Consider the following 20,919-nt stretch of genomic DNA (forward strand, 5'->3'; position numbering starts at 1 on the left):
TTTTATCCCTTAGTAGGCGGCCATCCCGTGCGTGAGGTGTAACCTACGATCTGGCGTCGTCCAATCCATAGTCATCGACACTGCCAGAGTCGTGAGTCCACATCCGTCGCGTATGAGGAGAGGCTCCCAATGGCAGACTCCTCAGTGTGGTGCACTTACTACGGCTCTTTCACTGAAAGGGGATGTCAGCGAGAGAAGCTACTAGGCGCGCTCGCGGGTTGTCAACGGTGGCTTCGAAAGTGAATATCCCTCGATTAGCCTTCCACTGTGATAGAGTATGCTGGGTACTTCAATACCTACTCTGCAGTCCAACTTATTCCAATATAGCTACAATATCCAATAAACTTATCTCGGTGTATGACAAATCTCAACATGGGTTATGGGACCCATGTGAGGGTAATACCAGGATCGGCCTGGGGCGAGGGACCTCACTCGCCACTTCATAGACTGGACGTGCGCTCAATACTCTGTCATCGGAGAGCGGATGTTCGTCTGCTTTTTGCCTTGTGCAACACAACCCGGCTGTGAAAGGCGGTCGTTGCACAAGGCCTTCGATCAGGTATAGTACTCAGGTCCTCAAGACGCCTATTCGACGGGCGAGCGCGTACACAACTGGCGACACGACTATCAGAGAGAGGCCCGCACACTGCCCACCATGGACGTCGAGCATTGCAGTGACGGCGAGGTACACCACCCATGCGGAGTGCTGCCGTTGGGAGCGAGGCTAGGATTGTATCGGCTGGTCCGGCACTAGTCCCCCTGCAGGAAGGTATGACAATCTATTGGGCGTCAAACGCCTCATAGCGGCTTCGTACCGTCTCGTTTCGCTTCGTTGCTATTCAACAGTACTCGATGAATATGAATGACTGTCGCGATCAATAATCAGTGTATAAGTAATACAGGTGACATCCAAAGAGCTACTGCGGTCGCGGAGCTCATAGGGATCGGACATATATCCCCCCTCCCCCTTGTTCATGGTTGACCTCTCTAGGCTGGAGAGAGTTTCTAATTGGTAGAAGTCTAATCGATAGTCAGCGGTGGAGTTGCTATTCGAGGACGGCATCGAACAGGTCTCTACTCGTCTGGAGACCGGTGTTAGGTAGATCCTCTCACTTTCTCCACAAATGCCAACGTATTTCTCACTGTTATACATATCCTCAGGTACGGCGCCAGAGCCGAGAGGTAGAAAGTGGGGGATTGCACACACCCTACTGGCGTCGTGAAGGTGCCTCTGACATTACCTTCGTTCCGTAATCGAGTAGGGCAATTTACTGTAGCAGAGTCTGTAATATAGGCTTTTTGTTGGATTGGGCTGAAAGTCGGGATTGACTGAGGATTTCTTGAGTCGATGGTTGGCCGTTTACTATCCCCGAGTCGAATTACGTAGAGACTCTCCATTGAATATCACCTATATAACCAATACAATTGACAGTCTACGAGGTGATGCGGTCACCGCGACTCAGGGTCAGTTGCGTACGATCCACCCACCCACAGTACCTCTCTCACAAAAGAGAGGTTTTCTACGAGAACTCAGAGGGATCTGTACAGATATACTGCTACAAAGAATGGGAAATACGAGTAAGCGGCAGATCTGAGGCTCTACTATTGCCTCGCATCAAAAATTTTCGCAGAATAACCATCGTATAACTAAAATCAATGATAGCATAGAACTCAATGGCGGGTAACCGCCACGGCGGAAATCATTCCGTCGATCATGTTGAACCTCTCCAATTCGGAGAGGTTTCCGAGAGCAATCTACGATCTCAAGGGGAACGACGGTTCGGAACACGGGCTGACTGAATCACAGTACATGTCACTGATAAAAGCAAAGGAGATGGGCTATTACGACGTTCCTCGAGGGATCTCGCTATCCGAACTCGCTGATGAGCTCGGGGTCTCTCATCAGGCGCTGTCCGAGCGTCTCCGGCGAGGTCACGGGAGACTCATCGATCGGACTCTGAGTCCGAACGACAGGATCCAGGTCGAGATCCCATCACAGGGACAGTAGCCACAAGAGATCAATAGGCGTCTGTTTCTTCGGGCCGTCGTGTTTGTTTCTCTCTAAGATCACCACGGCTGAATCTCGATGCGCGTCGTCGCTTCGCCATTCGAAGATGTGAGCTCAACTACGATCTGAACGGTGGTCTTGAGTCTACTGACCGCGTCGCTACCGACTGGGGCGGCGAACAGTTCAAGTAGCTGGTCGGCAACCTCGAGAACGAGAATGACCAAGAGGACGAGGTCACAATCGACGCGATCGCGAAGCCCGCACTCGCCGACGGCTACCGTTCCATTTCCCTATCTGGCGACCCGTCCATCTCGTGCTTGTTAGTGTCATATCCAGCTCAAGTGAGCACTTAATTGAGGATCTCCCCCACAAGCCCCCCTTTACAATAGTGCTATGACGGCATAGAGGAGATGGGACGCCCTTGACGTGCCTCGCTCATGGTTGGTTCTCGTGACTCATGGGGGCGTCCTGCTCTGGATTGTTGTAGCTCCCCATTACTCGATTCTTTTACTATCGGCAGGCGGTCCACTCCTCTGTTAGACACGTGCAGCGAAGTTATCACGTAGGCAATGGCACAACCTGACTGTTAACCGAGACGGCGACGTACTGATGTTCCCACTCGCGACGCCTGCGATCAGCGGCACATAGTAGCTCGTCTGCCGATCGACGTTGCCTTTCTCTATCGAGTCTCTCTCGATCAGTGCATTGAGGTTCTGGTACAGACGACTGTGAATGGCCTTCGTTTTGTAACGCATTGATCACAATGATGCCTGTCCCCAGGCCAGTACTACTACTCTCAGTGTCTCATTCAGTGAGGATTACTAGTTAGATATGCAATAATTGAATATGGTAATCTATCTTTATTTACTAGCACGTGACAGTGGTTTGCAAGGATAACAAGTCCACTAAGGGCGGGACAACATGAGCTACGGACCAACACAGCAAGAGAGCGACCAAGAATCGGGTGGATTGACCGAACCAGAGGCCATGATGAGCGAGGATATCAGCCATCTGCCTGGATATAATGCACTCCAAGAACGGCTCTCGTCACCACTGGCTGGTCAGGGATTATCAAAAGAGACAATTTTTGATCTTCTGCGCAATCGCCGCCGTCGATATGTGCTACAGTATTTTGAGATGCAGGCGGAAGTAGTGAGACTGGGTGACCTCGCAGACGCACTTGCAGAGTGGGAGATGGAAGAGGAGGATGCCTACATCACCCACCAGGATCGGAAGCGCGCGTACGTCTCACTGTATCAGACGCACCTTCCGAAACTCGATGATGCAAATGTCATCGACTACAATCAACCGAGAGGCACGATCGAACTCGGACAAAATTTTCAATCTGTACAGAAGTATCTCCACCCCTCACACTCGGGGACGGTGTTTTGGGACCGTCTCTATCTGAGTGGAGGCTTCGTAACTCTCAGCATTCTGGGATTTGCTCAATTCACTGCATTTCCGTTTGTTGCTGTGCCTAATATTGCGTGGTTCCTACTGGTACTCTTCGTGTTCGGACCGATTGTCCTTACCCACTCGGTCGTTACTCATTCCAGCTAATTTTCGGTGACCTCCTCCCATGTTTGTAGCGCGAGAATCTCATGCTGTAGTGTAAGGAGGAAAGTGGACAAATACGATCTGCTGGAGATGTTGTTAAACCAATGCAAAGGACGGTTTGGAATGGCACAATTATTGTATTTTGCTTCTCGACTACGGAATTCATGCTTAAGAAAACGCTTAGCATTCATTCTACCTCACAAATCGATATCGAACGAATCGTCGCTACTGATCCGAATAGGATTACATCTTATCAGATGGAATTTCAATAGAAAGTTGATAAGGATTCGTACTCAAGTGTTGTCATGGCAAAATACCTTGTCCTTATCAGATTAGAAGAACATGTACAAAACGCCCAAGAATTAGCCTCCTTCTGGGGGGAGCTTCATGCTAAGCTGGAGGAAGACTTCGGTACAGAGGTTGAACATTCGTACGCTGTCTTAGGTGATGTCGATTTCGTTATGATCTTTGACGCACCGGACCGAAATACAGCAGCACAAGCCGCGCTTGCGATCGGTAGCTATGGACTCGATACTCAAACGATGGAACTCATCCCAATCGAGGATTTCGCTGATCTTGTAACTGATTCCTGAGTATTCAATAACTTAATAGCACGAGAGCAAAAGAGAGATCGACCCTTCTGCACATATTTCGACGGGAGGAGAGTACTAGTGATACCCAGTATTGGATGAATGTCTCTTGAATCGATTTTAGAGGATCGCATGTCTTACCAGTGAACTCGCAGTAGAGTGGATTTCATTTTTAACAAAAGCAATAGCGATGAGAGTTGCAGTCGGTGGTTAGACGATCAGTCGTCGTGATTTGCGGAATCTTCAACTGACTCTCCAGCGACATGCGCACGACCTACTAGTCCACCGAAAAGCCATTCGCGAGGTGTTAACGGAGTGATCTGCTGTACATTTGCAAACTCCATTCGATTCTTACTTGTCTGAGCGTAGTTGATCAGTGTCACTAACACTACTCCACCTATCGTATTGCCGAGCAACACTGGAAGGAGAAAGTCAATTGTACCAACAATGATACCGATTCGATCTTCAAATACAAGGAATAACATCTCTGCGGCAGTAACGACGCTGTGGTACAGTCCAGCGGTTGGAATCGCAAGGAACGCGAGATACACGAGCACGAGTCGAAATGCAGTGTCGCGAGCGGCGAAATCGAGCCACACAACACCGGCAACAATAAATCCAGCAAACACATCTTTATAGAATAGGTCCCACCACGCCGTCCTAATTCCCTCCATTCCAAATGTCGTCGCTGTTTCGACTGCTTCTGGAGTGAGAAGATAACCTAAGGGGGTACAGGATTCCGCTCGCGACTACTGCCTCCTCACCAAAATCCGCTGCAAACGAGGCATGAAGCATGAAGGTCAGTGCGATCGCGAACCCAGCAGCGAGTCCACTGAAGAATAGCTCGCGAAATCCAAGCGTTACTTCCTCACCCGCGGCCGCGACAACACGTTGAAAGATCTCATCAGCGGTGAACCGATCACGAACTGCTGACCCAGCTGCGGGCGCTCCGCTCTGGGCGTGGTCAACTGCCTTCCGGACTGCCTCTTCGCTGGGAGAGCCCTCCTCATCGTTCATCAACAGACTAAGGATTCCCTGTAGAATAATTCCGTCCCTTACTAGGATGTGAAGAGGAGCCTCGAGAGTAGCTACGCTTGCTGTTTCTCACTACGCACGACATTGATTCTATTGCCATGGGTGCACACTCTCGTGGGCGACTCGCCCGATTCTTGCGCGAGTCGATTGCCGAGCAAGTGGCCCAGACTGCGTCAGTTCCCGTCCTTACGGTTCGATCAGAGGAAAACCACCACGAAGGCAACATTCAATGGTCACTCGTTCGACCGCCGTTGGCCCTGTACCTAGACGACTTGCAGCAACGGTCTCGAACGGACAGAAGTCCCGTTGAGTCCAATACTGGTAAGGTACTCAACTGATAAATCTGTTTTCGCTCAGACACTCTTCCAGCGTATATTATGCAATAAATTGACAATAAACCTGATCAATATACGCGTATGTACGATCTTACCGGCTTCCAGCGGGATTTGCTCTACGTTATTGGTGGACTAGACGACCCGCATGGCCTCGCGCTCAAAGCCGAACTCGAGGGATATTACGACACAGAGATTCACCACGGACGGCTCTATCCAAACCTCGATACGCTCGTCGATAAAGGGCTCGTCGAGAAATTACAGATGGATCGACGGACGAACCTCTATAAACTCACAGCGCGTGGCCAGCGAGAAATCGACGCTCGTCGAGAGTGGGAACAACAGTACCTGCGCGATACGCTGAGCGCAGCCTAAACAGCGGTTATCGGTCGACAGGCTCCGTATTCATCGCTGACGCTGCTTCATCGGTGAAAATCGCCGCGAGCTGATCCATCCGCGTCGAATCATACGCTGTTAGGTCGTATCGATTCCGATTGCTCCGATGGGTATAGATGTGTAGAATCTCAAGGTTCGCAGCAGTACTCAGAAGTTGGCCGAAGAGCTGGGGTTCGAATGGCGGATCGTCCCACATCGAATACAGTTGTTTTGCTGAGGCGTAGTTTCGCGTTGATTGTTCGAGAGCCTGTCTGAGATCTTCCGCATAGTGTTCAAGCAGACTATAGCGTTGAGGAGCAGTATCGTGAAGCGCCTGAAGCTGCTCACCAAGCGAAGAATCTGCAGATTGCTCCGACGACATCGTATTGAGTGAGATAACGGAGACACGCAGCAAAGAACACATTCTAGCAGACACATTCGCCGAAAGAGATTATATAGAGTGGCGTGCATGCAACTACTCGTAATACGTATCAATGGTTTCAATTCCAGATCGTCTTCACGCGCTTATTACGTCTCGCCCGACCGAGACAGCGGGACACATGCAGATCGAGATTCCACAAGAGCTAGTCGAACAGGGGACGGTTAATCCAGGAGCAGTCTATCAAGTCGCCGTGCTGCCTACGGAAACTGAGGACGCAGTAGACAACCACCAGAGCACAGCATCCACTGACGCTTCATCGTCTTCTTCCCCGGCAGAGAGTCCAGAGCCACCAGTCAACGAGGGTGAGATCCGAACAGTGACGATCGATACGCTCGGCGATCAGGGAGATGGAATTACTCGTGTCGAACGGGGATACGTAGTAATCGTCCCGGATGCCGAACCCGATGAGGAGGTAACCGTTGAAATCGAGACCGTCCAGTCGAACGTCGCCTTTGCGAGCGTCCTCGAACGAAGCAAATAGAGCCAGATCGTCAAATAGCTGCTACGTAGAGTGTATGGTTCGGATGCACAAGATCAACCAAGAGAGTGCTCAGCAACGCTCCCAGTTGACACCAATTGCACCCGTGAGTTCCTCGATCAAGGGGTCGGTGAGCGCAACTGGATCAGGATCATCACTTGCAGAATAGTCCGGTGAGACATCAAAGATCTCAACAGTAACGAGCTGTGTGTCCGCTAAGTTCCCGTCATCGGCTTCGAGATCGAAGATAGTGCGACTGTAGATGACGATCGTCCGCTCACCCGAGACCTCGAGATGTTCGATTCCTGTGTGCTCGAACGCTGTAAGAAGGTCAGTAGATTCGCCAAGCTGATACGAGATTGCTGACCACTCGTCGGTCTCCATCACAGAGGGTAATTAGACGTTATGAGTATAGAGATTGGGTTCGATAAAGGGTGTTCCCTGAATTGAGGCGCTAAGGCCCTCAGACTCACTCCCCCGATCGAGCGGCAAGGAAGGAGTCTTAGCGCCTCATGCGTCAAAGAACGCACTAGATTTCAGTAATTGAAACGATATTCAGGTTGTGATTAATTGAAGAAGGATTATAATTGTAGGAATGGGTAGTACAGAGTAATGAACGAGTGTCCTCGGTGTGGAAAACAATTTCTCACCGCAGACGCCGCCAACGGACATCGAGCAATGTGCCCGGAGAAGCCTGATCGCGTCGTTCCTGACGACTGGCATCCCTCCTCTCACGGACGCTGGAGTGCCGATACAGACCCATCGGAGGTCTAATCAGCCGCTCATCGCTGATGAGAGCACATCTGAATGCTTATTGAAGACCCCGTCGTAAAACAGACCACAGAATGCCCTCACTTCAGAACACACCTGCCGCCGTCGACGTCGAGCATATCGGCGGCATTAACTCGACCTCAGTCGAATTCACACCCGGTGTCACCGTCCTCGCCGGCAGAAACGCAACGAATCGAACCTCCTTCCTGCAAGCGCTGATGGCCGCTCTCGGCAGCGACCGTGCATCACTCAAAGGCGATGCCGACCAGGGACGTGTGAGCCTTGCCCTTGACGATGAGACCTACACACGTGAACTCACCCGGACCGATACCGGTGTCGCGTTTGCTGGCGATCCCTATCTCGAAGAGGCCCAACTGGCTGATCTGTTCGCGTTTCTCTTAGAATCTAATCCCGCTCGACGGGCCGTCGTTCGCAACGAGGACCTCCGAGAACTCATCCTGCGGCCGGTCGACGTCGAAGAGATTGAAGCCCGAATCAGCCAGCTGCAAGCCGAAAAACGCGGCATCGACACCCAACTCTCGGAACTCTCAGATGCCAGCCGTGAGCGTGATTCCCTCGAAGAAGAACACGCACGCGTTACCAACCAACTCGAAACCACCGAGGCGGAACTTGAGGAGGCACGCAACTCCTTGGAGACGGCCCAACAATCTACGTCCGACTCCGAAAGTACGGGGTCTGACCAGCTCGATTCGCTCCGGAACGCACAATCCCAGCTTGAGGACGTTACCTACGATCTCGAAACCGAGCAGGAAAGCGTCGCCTCGCTCGAAGCCGAACAGTCTGAGCTCGAAGCCGAACAGTCTGAGCTCGAAGCCGAACTTGAGGAGCTTTCGGTTATCGATGAGGACGAAGTAGATGATCTCGCGAGTCAAATCGAGCAGATCCGTGGCCGAAAGCGAGAACTCGACGAGATTATCTCTCAACTCCAGACGGTCATCCAGTTCAACGAGCAGATCACTGAGGAAGGCGTCACGGATCTCCTTGGCGGAGAAGAACCGTCTGGGACGGAAGCAGATGGGGGTGCGATCACGGATCAACTGCTCGCGGACCAATCGGACGATGTCACGTGTTGGACGTGTGGCTCGCAAGTAGGTACTGAACAGATCGAGTCGACGGTCTCTCGCCTCCAAGACCTCCGCCAAGAGAAAGTCGAACGACGTAATGAACTCACCCGAGAGCTCGAAGAGCTCACCGCTCAACGAAAGGAGTACACTAGTACGAGAGACGAGCGTGCGGAACTCGAACGAGCGCTTGAAACGGCTGTGGCAGAGCTTACTGACCGGACTGACCGAATCAGTGAACTCGAAGCACGGCGTGAAGAGCTTGTAGAGAAGATTGAGGATCTCGAATCGGCCGTCGAAGCTGACGAGGATGACGAAGATCTCCTTGCGGCTCAAAAGGAGGTCACACAGCTTGAACTCAAGCGTGATCGGCTTGAACGGAAACAGAACGCTCTCGCAGAGGATATCGAGAATCTCGAAGAGCAGCTTGCAGAACGCGATCAGCTCGAAGCCCGGCGCGAGGAGATCAACGCGGAGCTCGAAGAGCTCCGGACGCGCATCGAACGGATCGAGCGCGAAGCTATTGAAGCGTTCAACAAACATATGGAGACGGTTGTCGACCTGCTGGACTACGGGAACCTCGCGCGTATTTGGCTCGAATACCGGAATCCAAAGACGAGTGGTAATGCAACCTTCGAGCTGCACGTAACGCGCCAAACGGATGACGATACAACGTACGAGGATTCAGTCGGGCACCTGAGCGAGAGCGAACGTGAGGTCACCGGCTTAGTGCTGGCATTGGCGGGCTATCTCGTCCACAATGTGCACGAAGAGATGCCGTTTATCCTGCTTGACTCGTTAGAAGCAATCGATTCCGAGCGTATCGCACAGTTGGTTGAGTATCTCAAGGAATATGCCTCGTATATCGTCGTTGCACTATTGTCTGAAGACGCGAACGCTCTCGACGATGACTACCAACGAGTTGCAGAGATTTGACTTGATTGAGTCACAGATTTCACAGATTGTCAAAAATAGTTGAGAGGGCTACTGTTCTTTGACATTGTCTTTGATAGTATCTGCAATACCTTCGAAACGGTTTGTAGAGCGGAGTACGTTAAGGACAGCTCGTAACGGAACGTCGAGTTCATATTCATGGTAACGACCGGCTGAAAGTCCCTCATTGCGTTCATAGACGGTAATAAGGCCCAGCATACTCAGGTCAGAGAGATGATCTCGGACTCGGCGTTCACTTACGCTGTCGGCATCAAACTGGTTACAAATATTCATGTACCGTTCGTAGAGTGTCCGTGATCGAACTGGTACCTCATTCATAGCTTGATGAAATGCAAGTGCACAGAGGACAGCGTGGCCTTGAATCGTGAGTTCCTGCATTCCCTCATACAGTTGATTTTTTTCGAGTTCATCTTGTGCTTCACGGACGTGCCACTCAGAGACAGTTTCGTCATCGTTCGATTGGGCGAGTTCGCCGGCTTCCCGAAGAAGGCGGATTGCCTGTCGTGCTGATCCAGAATCCTGTGCAGCAAACGCAGCGCAGAGAGGAACGACATCACTCTCGAGGATACCGTCATGGAATGCTTTGTCAGCACGTGGTTCTAAGATCGAGATAAGCTGATTGGCATCATATGGAGGGAACAGAATCTCTTTTTCAGCGAGTGTATCTTTGACCTTGGGGGAGAGATTATCTCTGAATTGGAAGTCGTTGCTAATACCGACGATGACTGGGCGAATGTTCTCGACATATCCGTTTGAACGTGCTCGAGGGAGTCCATAGAGGATGTCGTCGGATTGTCCAATATTATCGATCTCGTCGAGCACGATTATGATGGTCCCATTGAGTGCGTCAAGTTCCTCATAGAGAATGTCGAAGACTCGTTGCTGAGAGTATCCAGTTGTACTAATTCGGTCCTTATCCTGTTTTCTGCGGATCTCGTTCACGAGTGCGATGGCGACTTGGTAGGAGGAAGAAAGGTTCTCACAGCTTACCCAGATGGTTGCAAGGTCCACATCGTCGTAGTCGGCGGCATCGTTCTCTAGGTGAGAAAGCATGAACTTTGTCGCTACTGTTTTGCCGGTCCCGGTTTTCCCGTAGAGGAAAATATTTGATGTGGGGCGATTGTCGATAATGGGTTGTAGCGCGCGTTGATACTTGGCGAGTTCTTGGTCTCGCTTTCGAATGTCTTCGGGTTCATAGGAATCATCGAGTGGCTTGGCATTAGCAAACACCAAATGATCCCGGCGAAACATTCCCATGTGGAGTGGACTCACACGACGTATTAATAAAGCCACCGCTTCCTTAGCTTCCTAAGCGTCCGGAGCTTCCGAGTTTATAAGTGATAGTAGAACCACTGCTTCCGTAGTTCCAGATACTTATAAACACCCTCACCCCACTATTTCCGAAGCTCTGGTAAACAAAGATGGACCGCTCCTAAATCCTTCTATAGCAATAGAAATCTTTAAGTACGATATACGTTAACCATAACCGTAGTGGAGGTAGTGAAGGTTAGTCTAGTAGAACTCACACGTACTTTCTTCAGAATTGACATTTGATCACTGTCCTATAGCAGCATCATCCCTTTGGCCCTCTCTCTATTTCCGCGATAGCTTAGGAAACGGTGGAGTGAGGGTGTCCCCATATCCTCTCTATAGGAAGCTTAGGAAATGGTGGAGGGTTCTCACACTTCCTACTAGTTACTCCCCTGTTCAATCCCCTCTAAACGACGGTTGCTCCGGAAACAGTGGTGTGGCGAATAACAAAGCGTACGTCATTTTGAACCTCCTCTATCATCCTCCGAATCCTTTCGATCTGATTGAGACCGCCTTATCATGTATCAGTTTAACCAACATCGCTATCTGTAATCGCTTCTCGTTGGTTAACAATGGATCAACAGCCACAACCGCCCGATTCACTCCCGAAGTACTTGGTCGAGGGGCTCCAGAAACAGAGTCCAACAACTCTTCATGATCTTAGACGATATGCTCGTCAGCTCGCAGACTACAAAGAACAGCAGGCACAGAAGCAATTAGAAGAAACAACGATTGATCGCCATAGAGAGATCAACGGTTTAGCTGATGAAAATGACACTCCTGATGGTGTTCCGGCTAAAGCTGGTGTCACGATCAAGACTATCAACGATAATCGCTACTACTACTGGCAGTGGCGCGATGGCAAGAAAATCAGATCTGAGTATATTAAACCTGTGAGCAAGGACTGAACCTATCCATCTCTAGTAACCTAAGTACTGGTTCAGAGTGGTGAACTCTTCAGGAGAGAGAATGACCTTTGCACTGAATTCGTCTATCTGTTTGAAGTCATCGTCGAGAGTCAGCACGGTCTCAATGCCCTCTTCGCGAGCGACTTGCGCGTAATATCCATCCCAGCCTTCGATGTTGGTTTCAGCTGCGAGAGTGAATCCTGCTCGAACGCTGCTCTCTGTTGTTTTCTCGTACCAGTGAATCTGCTTGGCGTCCATGAAATTCTGCATTAGTCGAGACGCTTCCTCGTTCGAAAAACCATAGAACGACGATAAAACATGGTGTGCTCCGATGAGTGACGCATACGGGATGACTACTTCGATCTCTCCGCGAATTGCTTGCTTTACATACGAGAGGGGGGTTTCACTTACAGGAGTTCCCGCGTGCGCGAGCGCAGTCACACCGACGTCGAATAGAAATGGGCCGTTACTGGTCACTGGATTGCTCCTGTTGGGCTTGCCGTTGTACTGTGTCTGCGTGATCTTTTGCTATCGGATCGAGTTCTCCATACGGTGTTGGAGATCTGGTTTCGGTAGCTTCTTCGATTATTTGATCCATCCGGTTCAGGATTTGCTCTGGCTTGTCTTCGGGTTTGACTACTGCTTTTCCTTCTTCTTCGTGAACTTCGACTGATGTTCCAGGTGAGATTCCGAGCCGTTCGCGTATCTTTTGGGGGAGTACAATCCGACCCTTCGAATCTACTTTTGGCATAGTCCCACCTAGGGTGGGAATCTATATAACTGTTCTGTACAGCCGGTGCAATTTCAGAAGAGGGGAAAATTTAACCAACAGAATCCCCTTTCGCGGCTCTTCAGTTGGTTAAGACTAATCTCGGCTAGCGTCTTCCAATATGCTTTCTTCTCTTCTATGAACGGACCTATTAGCGATGTTCATTGAGAATGTTCATTGCAGATCTTCATTACTTGTGTTCAGTACATACATTCATGATGTGTGTTCAATAATAGTGTTCAGTATGTTCTGTAGGTGTCTGCATTATTGAATGTGTCTGACGAACATTAATGGGAGATCGCAGTATTGGAGAGAGTATGTTAGCGTACTCAACGTACAGTGAGGCCGGTGGAGTGGGGAAAACCACGACAGCAGCAAATCTCGCAGTTGCTCATGCGCGAGCAGGTCTCAAACCACTTGTTGTACCGCTTGACCCGCAGGATGGTGATCTCTCACGGCTATTCGGTGTTGATGACCAACGCACAGAACCCGTTGATAATCTCACCCGCCATCTCATTCGCCGGCCCAAAGGTGATCTGAATGATCTCATTCGAACCGTAGAAGGCGTTGATATCATTCCCGAGCACAACATGCTCTCCGATCTCGCAGAGTACCTCCAACGCGAGAAAGACCAGGCAGAAGCAATGGGCGAAGCGTTCGGGATGCACTCACAGCTTCTGCGCGTCCTTCAGGAAGCAGGTGTCCCCGAGAAGTATGATGTCCTTATCTGCGACCCACCAGCCACTGAAGGCCCGCATCTCTACAATGCAATCCATGCAACTCGCTCACTCGTAATTCCTGTTGAACCAAGTGCAAAAGGTAAAGCAGCAGTCCAAGGCCTCGAATCCCTCGTTGCCGGTCTTGAAGACCAACTCAACGTCGAGGTTGGTGTACTAGCAGCCGTCCCTGTCGGCTTCAAAGATACACGCGACCAGCGAACGATTCTTGATGAGATCGAGTATCCTATTCCCGAGATCATCGGAGAGCGAGCTTCTCTCATGGAGGGGTGCTGGATGCAGCAGTGTTCGGCATTTAGATACGTTCGAGAATTCCGAGACCGACGTCGGGATTACGAGATCAATACGCTCGCTCAGTTTGATTCCATAGCTCGGCAACTAGAGACAGAAGTTGGGCTTGAAGCACCAAATCCACCTGAACCAGGGGATGTGGACCATGAGGTGGTCATTGCATGACGGGAATGAAGCAGGGCGCCGGAGAGAACCCGTTCGCTGAAGACTCCGACACAGACGAGGAGCAATCACCAGCTGCTGACGATAAACTTGATGATGAGATCCAGTCAATGGACGCCGATATCGAAAGTTCAGGCACAACTCGCTCAGAAAGCGGAGACTCCTCTCAACCGATGCAGATCCCATACAAATTCCGGCGAGATGGAGTCCAAGATGGACGTGATCGGGTCCCACTATTCCTTCATAGCGATACGAAAAGCGCAGAACGTGATGCACTTCGAAAGCTTGAGGAGCAGTTCGACAGCAACGTCTCACTAACCGATCTGCGAGAAGCACTTGTGATAGCTGGTCTCAATCATCTCGATGAAGTTGAAACCCAACTGGAAGATTGGGGCTACGGAATGACGTTCGACGATTAGCGTACTTTCGATATTTCGTTGATTGAGCCAGTCGATCCAGTGAGTGATGACGCGCTTTTCGTTGCGTCATTAATTCCCCGAGTCGTCGCCTTTGGCCTTCGCATTGAGGAACTGCGTGAGTCCTTCTTGAAGTGTTGGAGGGCGGATGTAGTGGCTGAACCCTGGACTTTGGAATCTGGCGGAGGGCTGGATGAGTGGAGGGCTCGGTGATGGCACTTTTCACTTTTGATTATTGGCTTAATCAAAAGTGGATTAATAGACTTCGGATTCGTCCGATAACAGGGGGTACGGGACCCATAAACTCAGTTTCTCTATCTATAAACTCTATCCGGCTACATATTTCGCTATTCTCAGCAGTCAAGGCGACCGTGTGATGCGCTGAATCCACCACTAAGTCCTCGCGTCGCAATTACACCATATATGACTGCTCCAGAGAACATCGAACGCTACCGTCGCAATCAGCAAGACGAAATCGATAGTGCGACGGTCTATACGGCGATGGCTGACGCCGAATCGCAACCACAGGTCGCAGAAGTCTACCGCCGGCTGGCTGACACGGAGCGATCCCATGCAGACTTCTGGACTGAGAAGATTCGAGACGCCGGTTCTGACCCAGGAGGCGCCAAGCCGTCTCGGAGAGCAAGAGTGCTGGCGTGGCTTGCCCGTCGGTTCGGGCCGGGGCTGGTACTATCCTCTATGCAAGCCGGGGAGGCCATCGGTGGGAGCGACTACGCAACCCAACCGGAGGTCACGGGAACCGGGATGGCCGCCGACGAACGCTCGCACGATCGCCTCCTGACGGTGATCGCGGAAACACCCGGGCAGGGGGTACGGGGGGAAGTCCTCGCCCAGCTCGAAGGACGCCACCGGGCGACCAGCGGCAACGCACTCCGTGCGGCAGTGCTCGGTGCAAACGATGGTCTCGTCTCCAATCTCAGTCTCGTGATGGGCGTCGCCGGTGCGGCACTGGATTCGACAGCGATTCTGATTACGGGTCTCGCCGGACTCCTCGCTGGGTCGGGATCGATGGCGATGGGCGAGTGGCTCTCAGTCCAAAGTTCTCGGGAACTGTATCAACGCCAGATCGATATCGAGGCCGAAGAACTCGCCGAGGTTCCTGAAGAAGAGGCAGAAGAACTGGCCCTCATCTACGAGGCGAAAGGCCTCTCGACCGAACGCGCCAGAGATTGCCGAGCAGTTGATCGCCGACGAGGAGATGGCGTTAGACACGCTTGCTCGTGAGGAATCAGGTATCAACCCGGAAGAGCTGGGCGGCTCAGCATGGGAAGCGGCCGCGACGTCGTTCGTGCTCTTCGTACTCGGCGCCATCGTCCCGGTCCTCCCGTACTTTGCGTTGAGCGGATTGGTCGCCGTCGGGGCGAGTCTCGTGCTGAGTGCAATCGCGCTGTTCGTCATCGGCGCCGGCATCGCCCTGCTTGCGGGACGGTCCGTACTCTTTTCTGGATTGCGTCAGGTCGGGATTGGACTCGCTGCTGCGATCCTCACCTACGGCGTCGGGGGCGTGATTGGAGTGACGCTCGTCGGCTGACCAATAGGGAACGTCGGGCAACAACTGGCTCGGCGGGCCAATAACAAAGTCTGTTCGCCGCGAAGTCTACAGGAAATACGAGAGGTGGCTCGGAAGAATTCCCCCGCGCTCCAACACCAGTCCGATGAATCCAATCGAGAGAGGAAAGATCACGCTCGACGTGTGGCGGGCCAGAGGAGGGACCCGTGCAGAGATAGAGGCTCGACAGCGACGACGGCTCGTGGAGATGCTCTCGTTTGCCCGTCAACAGTCACGGTTCTACAAGCGCCACTACGCCGACGTGTCCGACGGCAGTACCGACCTCACACAGTACCCGCCGGTGACGAAGTCGATGCTCATGGAACACTTTGACGACGTCGTCACGGACACGGCAATAACGAAAAACGAGGTCGACGCGTTCGTCGCTGACGAGACGAAGATCGGCGAGCGCTTCCTCGGAAAGTATCCGGTTTGGACCACATCTGGGACGACCGGGGAACCAGGAGTATTCGTCCAGGATGAGACCGCTTGGACCGTTTCAGACGTGGTGGGCGATCGGTGGATCCTGCCTGCAATGGCCGGAATTTCGCCGCTGTCCCGCCTAATCACGCAGAATCTCCACATCGCACTGGTCGCTGTCTCGGGCGGTCACTTCGCCGGCGCGGCAGGCCTCGAACTAATGCGTCGAGAATCCGTTTATGGTGAGCGTCGCCTTCGCCTCTTTTCGCCGAAAAGCCCGATCAACGACCTGATTTCCGATCTGAACCAGTTCCAGCCCGCCATCCTCGAAGGCTACTCGACCGTCCTCGTTGAGTTGGCGCGAGCCCAGCAAGACGGCCGACTCAGCATCAGCCCCGCACTCGTCCTCCCCACAGCAGAACCCATCTCTGAGGCCCAAAAGCGAATGCTCCGGGACACCTTCGATTGTGTGGTCCGGGAACTCTACGGGGCGACAGAATTCGTCCCGATTGCCGTCGAGTGCGAACACGGGAATCTCCACGCCAACACCGACTGGGTCGTCCTCGAACCGGTCGACGAGAACTATCAGCCGGTCGACCCAGAGACGCCGTCAGACACCGTCCTCGTCACGAGCCTCTCGAATCGAGTGCAACCACTCGTTCGGTACGACCTCGGGGATAGCATCACGCTGTACGACGAACGGTGTCCATGCGGGAGCGCATTCTCCATCATGGAGGTCGGCGGACGGCAAGGGGACGTCCTCCAGTTCGAAATCGACGGGGGAGCGAAGGTGCCGATTTTCCCACTCGCACTCTCAAGCGTCGTCGAAGAAGTCCCGGATGTCCACCGAACCCAGATTATCCGCACAGCCCCCACTACACTGCAGATCCGCTTTGATGTCACCCCTGATGCAACTAAGGAGGAGGTCTGGAAGCATATCGAACAGAAGCTTCAGTCGTTCCTTCGTGATCATGGGATTAGCCGCATAACCGTCGAGGCGGCATCCGAGACCCCACAACGGGAGAAACGAAGTGGGAAGTTCCGGCACGTCTGGTCAGAATTGGAGACGTAACTCACTCCGTTCAGTCGCCGTCTTGGGTATTCGATGTTGCTGAGCGAGTCAACGAGGAGATCATACTCAACCACGAAGATATTCGAGGACCGTATGCATTGAGAACCCTAGTCTCAACTACCACGCTACTCTTCGTCGGCCATCCCCACAAGCCACCACTTCGCGCGAGTGAGTACACCGGCTTGCGCCCGCCGATCCTCGCGAGATTGCTCACGTTCGATCGCTCGCACGAGGTCTGTGTGTTCCTCGCGCTGATTGAGGATTAGCTGCTTTTCGTTCCGTAGTCGTTCGTTTTCCCGCTCCAGGTCAGCAATACGCTCCTCGTATTCTGCTTCGAGGTCAGTCACCCGTTCAGACAGGCGTTCATACTCCTGTATGAAGGTCCTCACCGCTTCACTCTTTGATTCATACTCGCCACCGTCACCCGCTTTTTCATCGAGAAGGGCGGCCTGTTCATCGGTAACGGTGATGGTAAGACGCGGCATTATGCATACCTTCACCAATTTGTCGGAAGATAGCACGCCGGGACGCAGAGGTCGAAGCCATATGGAAATGCTGGAGAAGCCACCAGAACTGGTGCTAGCAACAGTCGCTTCCAGCGCCGCAGACCTCACCGTACTCGAGACCAATCCCGTCGTTGATCGCTTCGTTGCACTCGATCAACACCGACTCGAACTCGTCAGCCGTTACCTCCGATTGTGCCGCATCGAGGTCTTCACCGAGCGCTTCAGCGGCGGTCAGAACTTCATCGTCGGAGGCGCTCAACAGCACCCACCCCCGAGAGACCGCGCGCTGTTCGATCTCCTCGAAGGACAGGCCCTTCTCGGCGTACTCGTAGACATTCTCGACGACGTCGAGCGGGTGTTATTCCTGTTTCCACTGCTCTACCGTGTTCATAACGACCACCTCACGTGGTCGCCGACCGGTGAGTATTGATACTCGGTCACGATGTTCATGCGAGAGACTAACGATCGCAGTGTAAAGGTGCCCGTGTCCGGGCGAAGACTGACGGGAGCACCAATTAGCGGCGAGTAACGTAGCTATCTGAGACACACGACGATCCGATTCGGGAGCCACTCGCTTCGAAAGGCGATCAGCGCTCACAGAGGACGACATTGCCGTTGTCGTAGCCGATCGAACGGGTGCCACACATCACCTCGATGGTGGTCTGCTGGACGTGATTCCGACCGTCCGCGGTCTCGAAGCGCGGCGCGCCCTCGCGCTGGTAGTCCCGGTAGACGATCGTCTCGTGGTCGGGCGGCTCGCCGTCGACGGTCGCGGCGGTAAATCGGTCCACCCCTCCGTAGCGGTTCAGGACGGTGATGTAGGGCGAGTCGCTGTAGATGGGGTTCTCGGCGCTACTCTCGGTCGTCTCGACGAGCGTCTCCATCGCCGTCACTTCCGCGGGCGTGTAACCGTAGCGGCCGTTCTGATCTGGGAAGGAGGGCGCGTCCTGTGTCGCGTCGCTATCCAGCACCACGCCGCCGGAGAAGACGAGCGCGAAGACGATGACGACCGCCGCGAGCAGTTGGGGAGAGCAGTCCCGACGCAACCGGTCGAAGCCGACGGCGGTGAGGATCGCCATCACCGCATAGAGGAACGCGAACCACCGTCCGGGTAGGAAGTTCCGCAAGCCGAACAGCGGCGGAACGACCGTGAATACCACCATGATCAGCGCGGCGACTATCAGCGTGAGCCCCGATTGGCTCGTGCGCTCCCGTCCAAGCAGATAGAGGCTGCCGACGACGGTCCCGAACAGGAAGAGGAGGAATCCGGTCTGATCGAGCAGCGGGATGAGCGTCTCCCCGAGGAACGAACCCGGTTCGCCGCCGCCCGCGCCCGTACCCGTAGCGCCACCCCGGTCGAACAGTCCACTCCCCTCGATCGATCCCCACAGCACCACGAGAACCGCCTCGGTGAAGGTCCGATTACCCCACGGAGTCATACTCCAGACCAGCATGAGCAACCCGAGTGCGAACGCCGAATACCCGTGGACGCTGTGGATACGGATCGAGTACCCGTCCTCGGAGAGGAACCGCTGTCGGAGGCCGCCGACGTTCAGGACGATCTGGGCGAGCGACCCGGCGACGAACAGCACGAGCATGATGAACGCCGACACCTGATGGGTGAGCGCCATCGAGAACATGAACCCGACCAGCAGGGCGACCTCGGCGGGGCGGGGCCCGTGCTGTTGGATCCGGACGAACAGCAACAGGATCACGAGGAAGACCACCAGCCCCAGACTCGTCGGGATGAGGTGGATCGACCAGACCACGACGAAGTCGCTGATCGAGTAGGCCGCCGTGGCGAAGACCGCCCAGCGTGGGTCGACGAACCGGACAGCCGTCAGGTAGACCAACAGGCTCGCGGCGACCATCACGACGCCGATCGAGCCGAAGAGCGCGAGGCGTGGCGAGATCCCAGCCAACAGTGTCGTCGCAGCGACTACGAGGTGATAGAACGGCGCGGCGGTGTACTTCGTCCGTCCCATCCCCGCGATCGAACCGGTATCGAGGATCCCCTGAACGTACTGGGGCATGTGTACCCAGACGTCGATCCCGACGTAGCCCGCCGATCCTAGGAGTCCAGCGAATCGCACCACGAACCCCAGCGCGATCACCTGCATCAGCAGCAGGCCGATCGAGAGGTCGCGCTCGGGGACGAACGCGATCTGGACGAACACCAGCACCGAGAGGGCGATCGTGATCGCGTAGAAGGTGGGACCGCGCCCGCCGGTTAGGAGCGACAGGATGATCAGGCCGGTCGCTCCGAGGAAGACGACGCCCGGCAGGGCGTGGACGGCCCACTGGGGGAGGGTTCCGACCCGATCGATCGACGAAGACCGCGTCGCGACCAGATAGAGCAGACAGGCGACCGCGAGCACTGGCGGCACCGTCCGTACCAGTATGTGGGTGAGGTAGAGGTTGAGCGGGATCAGCAGCGCTGCCAGCAGAAGACCCCCGACTGCACCGAGGGTCCCGAACCCGACCCGGTAGCCCCAAACGGAGAGATGCATCTACGGGGATCCCCCTACGAGCGTCAGATCCGAACCTCGCATTGTTCGCTCCTTAGGTGGGATCCGCTTTATAATGACCGGAGTAACATCGCGGCATGCTATCTCACAACGCGACCACGGACCGCGCCCGGTTCCGTATCTAAAACAGTCCGATAGAAGGTCTAAAACGGCTGATATAGAGGGGTTAATTTCAACCACCCTGAAGAAATTGCATCCCCCGATCAAGAATCGAAATCGGTTCGTTCACCATCAATCAGGGTATCGACGGGGGCACTCGTTTCGAACTGAGCGATCTCACCCGTGAACGCGTAGGAGTCCGGTTCGCGCGTCGTGCGGCCCGTCACCTGCGAGCCGTTGATTGAGTCGTAGACGTTGATGGAGGCGTCGTACGTGGTGGATCTCTCGACGCTTCCCGTGACCGAGAACTCGTAGTAGGCCGTCGTCCCGTGACCGGAAACGTCCGATGCTATTCATCGCCGTCGGGTTCTTCCTCGTCTTCTGGACACCAGTATTTCTCATCGCGGGTCCGTACCTCGTTCCGTTCGTCGGCCCATTCGAATTCATCTGCGCCGACTTCCACTTCAACGAGAACACTCATCGTTTCATCTAGCACTCCCTTCTAA

General features: G+C 53.6%; 21 protein-coding genes and 1 pseudogene. 12 read left to right on the forward strand and 10 right to left on the reverse strand.

Features of this window, described 5'->3' with window-relative positions; all coding sequences use genetic code 11:
* Window positions 1-1,714: 1,714 nt before the first annotated feature.
* The 3 genes from HACJB3_RS16315 (at window position 1,715) to HACJB3_RS16325 (ending at window position 4,158) form a co-directional block, all read left to right on the forward strand.
* A complete protein-coding gene (locus HACJB3_RS16315) occupies window positions 1,715-2,008 on the forward strand; it encodes a helix-turn-helix domain-containing protein (protein ID WP_008414209.1) in 294 nt (97 codons plus the stop codon).
* A gap of 921 nt (window positions 2,009-2,929) precedes the next feature.
* Window positions 2,930-3,568 (forward strand): DUF7344 domain-containing protein, encoded by a 639-nt coding sequence (locus HACJB3_RS16320; RefSeq protein ID WP_049934667.1) that lies wholly within the window; start codon window positions 2,930-2,932, stop codon window positions 3,566-3,568.
* Between the two features lie 302 nt (window positions 3,569-3,870).
* Window positions 3,871-4,158 (forward strand): GYD domain-containing protein, encoded by a 288-nt coding sequence (locus tag HACJB3_RS16325; protein WP_008414214.1) that lies wholly within the window; start codon window positions 3,871-3,873, stop codon window positions 4,156-4,158.
* Window positions 4,159-4,373: 215 nt separating this feature from the next.
* On the opposite strand, the gene HACJB3_RS20830 is transcribed toward HACJB3_RS16325, so the two are convergent.
* Window positions 4,374-4,829, reverse strand: a complete 456-nt coding sequence (locus HACJB3_RS20830) for a formate/nitrite transporter family protein (RefSeq protein ID WP_008414215.1) — start codon at window positions 4,827-4,829, stop codon at window positions 4,374-4,376.
* Window positions 4,816-5,172, reverse strand: a complete 357-nt coding sequence (locus HACJB3_RS20835) for a transporter (protein ID WP_008414218.1) — start codon at window positions 5,170-5,172, stop codon at window positions 4,816-4,818. Before HACJB3_RS20835 ends, HACJB3_RS20830 begins: the two co-directional genes overlap by 14 nt.
* 77 nt (window positions 5,173-5,249) lie before the next feature.
* Here HACJB3_RS20835 and HACJB3_RS21280 point away from each other — a divergent pair, with 77 nt between their 5' ends.
* From HACJB3_RS21280 to HACJB3_RS19130, 3 genes are all read left to right on the forward strand, one after another.
* The gene (locus HACJB3_RS21280) at window positions 5,250-5,528 is read left to right on the forward strand and encodes a universal stress protein (protein ID WP_148258267.1); all 279 of its coding nucleotides are present in this window, start codon (window positions 5,250-5,252) and stop codon (window positions 5,526-5,528) included.
* 78 nt (window positions 5,529-5,606) lie between these two features.
* Window positions 5,607-5,897 (forward strand): PadR family transcriptional regulator, encoded by a 291-nt coding sequence (locus HACJB3_RS16340; RefSeq protein ID WP_008414219.1) that lies wholly within the window; start codon window positions 5,607-5,609, stop codon window positions 5,895-5,897.
* Between the two features lie 560 nt (window positions 5,898-6,457).
* Window positions 6,458-6,820 carry a TRAM domain-containing protein gene (locus tag HACJB3_RS19130; protein WP_081461359.1) on the forward strand — a complete coding sequence of 121 codons (363 nt, stop codon included), beginning with the start codon at window positions 6,458-6,460 and terminating at the stop codon, window positions 6,818-6,820.
* Window positions 6,821-6,889: 69 nt separating this feature from the next.
* Here the strand turns inward: HACJB3_RS19130 and HACJB3_RS16350 are convergent, their stop codons facing one another.
* Entirely contained in the window at window positions 6,890-7,201 is a 312-nt protein-coding gene (locus HACJB3_RS16350) for a hypothetical protein (protein ID WP_008414223.1), read from the reverse strand.
* A 461-nt stretch (window positions 7,202-7,662) separates the two neighbouring features.
* Here HACJB3_RS16350 and HACJB3_RS20530 point away from each other — a divergent pair, with 461 nt between their 5' ends.
* Window positions 7,663-9,606 carry an archaea-specific SMC-related protein gene (locus HACJB3_RS20530; protein WP_013199609.1) on the forward strand — a complete coding sequence of 648 codons (1,944 nt, stop codon included), beginning with the start codon at window positions 7,663-7,665 and terminating at the stop codon, window positions 9,604-9,606.
* 48 nt (window positions 9,607-9,654) lie between these two features.
* Here the strand turns inward: HACJB3_RS20530 and HACJB3_RS16360 are convergent, their stop codons facing one another.
* Entirely contained in the window at window positions 9,655-10,881 is a 1,227-nt protein-coding gene (locus HACJB3_RS16360) for an orc1/cdc6 family replication initiation protein (protein WP_008414225.1), read from the reverse strand.
* Window positions 10,882-11,507: 626 nt separating this feature from the next.
* On the opposite strand from HACJB3_RS16360, the gene HACJB3_RS19135 reads away from it, so the two are divergent.
* Window positions 11,508-11,843, forward strand: a complete 336-nt coding sequence (locus HACJB3_RS19135) for a hypothetical protein (protein ID WP_008414226.1) — start codon at window positions 11,508-11,510, stop codon at window positions 11,841-11,843.
* A 12-nt stretch (window positions 11,844-11,855) separates the two neighbouring features.
* Here the strand turns inward: HACJB3_RS19135 and HACJB3_RS20840 are convergent, their stop codons facing one another.
* A complete protein-coding gene (locus HACJB3_RS20840) occupies window positions 11,856-12,284 on the reverse strand; it encodes a type II toxin-antitoxin system VapC family toxin (RefSeq protein WP_241430824.1) in 429 nt (142 codons plus the stop codon).
* Window positions 12,285-12,309: 25 nt separating this feature from the next.
* Window positions 12,310-12,594, reverse strand: a complete 285-nt coding sequence (locus HACJB3_RS19140) for an AbrB/MazE/SpoVT family DNA-binding domain-containing protein (protein WP_081461360.1) — start codon at window positions 12,592-12,594, stop codon at window positions 12,310-12,312.
* A gap of 335 nt (window positions 12,595-12,929) precedes the next feature.
* Here HACJB3_RS19140 and HACJB3_RS19145 point away from each other — a divergent pair, with 335 nt between their 5' ends.
* The 4 genes and pseudogenes from HACJB3_RS19145 to HACJB3_RS16390 all read left to right on the forward strand — a co-directional run bounded on the left by HACJB3_RS19145 (window position 12,930) and on the right by HACJB3_RS16390 (window position 17,280).
* Entirely contained in the window at window positions 12,930-13,805 is an 876-nt protein-coding gene (locus HACJB3_RS19145) for a ParA family protein (protein ID WP_008414229.1), read from the forward strand.
* Window positions 13,802-14,221, forward strand: coding sequence for a hypothetical protein (locus HACJB3_RS16380; RefSeq protein ID WP_013199611.1), 420 nt, complete (start codon window positions 13,802-13,804; stop codon window positions 14,219-14,221). The genes HACJB3_RS19145 and HACJB3_RS16380 overlap by 4 nt, the downstream gene beginning before the upstream one ends.
* Window positions 14,222-14,719: 498 nt before the next feature.
* Window positions 14,720-15,770, forward strand: a pseudogene (locus HACJB3_RS16385) (VIT1/CCC1 transporter family protein).
* Window positions 15,771-15,894: 124 nt separating this feature from the next.
* Window positions 15,895-17,280 carry a phenylacetate--CoA ligase family protein gene (locus tag HACJB3_RS16390; protein WP_008414232.1) on the forward strand — a complete coding sequence of 462 codons (1,386 nt, stop codon included), beginning with the start codon at window positions 15,895-15,897 and terminating at the stop codon, window positions 17,278-17,280.
* Between the two features lie 125 nt (window positions 17,281-17,405).
* On the opposite strand, the gene HACJB3_RS16395 is transcribed toward HACJB3_RS16390, so the two are convergent.
* The 4 genes from HACJB3_RS16395 to HACJB3_RS21125 form a co-directional block, all read right to left on the reverse strand.
* Window positions 17,406-17,765: a ribbon-helix-helix protein, CopG family gene (locus HACJB3_RS16395; protein ID WP_008414234.1), complete on the reverse strand. Its 360-nt coding sequence runs from the start codon at window positions 17,763-17,765 to the stop codon at window positions 17,406-17,408.
* 94 nt (window positions 17,766-17,859) lie between these two features.
* Window positions 17,860-18,051, reverse strand: coding sequence for a halo-CC-star protein HcsS (gene hcsS / locus HACJB3_RS20845; protein ID WP_008414236.1), 192 nt, complete (start codon window positions 18,049-18,051; stop codon window positions 17,860-17,862).
* 322 nt (window positions 18,052-18,373) lie between these two features.
* On the reverse strand, window positions 18,374-20,296 hold the full coding sequence (locus tag HACJB3_RS16405; RefSeq protein WP_008414237.1) for a glycosyltransferase family 39 protein: 1,923 nt from the start codon (window positions 20,294-20,296) through the stop codon (window positions 18,374-18,376).
* Window positions 20,297-20,762: 466 nt separating this feature from the next.
* Entirely contained in the window at window positions 20,763-20,894 is a 132-nt protein-coding gene (locus HACJB3_RS21125) for a hypothetical protein (protein ID WP_274378066.1), read from the reverse strand.
* Window positions 20,895-20,919 lie beyond the last annotated feature (25 nt).

The organism is Halalkalicoccus jeotgali B3 (assembly GCF_000196895.1).
Lineage (GTDB): Archaea > Halobacteriota > Halobacteria > Halobacteriales > Halalkalicoccaceae > Halalkalicoccus > Halalkalicoccus jeotgali.